The organism is Faecalibacterium sp. DFI.5.82, assembly GCF_029076575.1.
Lineage (GTDB): Bacteria > Bacillota > Clostridia > Oscillospirales > Ruminococcaceae > Faecalibacterium > Faecalibacterium duncaniae.
On sequence record NZ_JARFIS010001131.1, the window covers coordinates 1 to 288 of the forward strand.

The following is a 288-nucleotide window of genomic DNA, read 5'->3' on the forward strand; positions in this document are numbered from 1 at the left end:
ATGATGTGGATGAGCAGGCTCTTTCGTATGCCGAGGTCAAGGCCCTATGCGCAGGCGACCCGCGCATCCGGGAAAAGATGGATCTGGATGTGCAGGTAGCAAAGCTCAAGGTGCTGCGCTCGGATTACCAGAACCAGAAATATCGTCTGGAAGATAAGCTGCTCAAGCATTACCCGGAGGAAATTCAGAAAGCGAAGAACCGTATTGCGGCTCTGAAAAACGATGCCCAAATCGCAGACGCACACCCGCAGGATAAGGAGAACTTCTGCGGCATGACGATCAAGGGCA

The 288-nt window shown here is 53.1% G+C and carries 1 pseudogene; it reads left to right on the plus strand.

Annotated features, from left to right (window positions below):
* A pseudogene (locus P0G09_RS20970) lies at positions 1-288 on the plus strand (helicase); the annotation flags it as partial.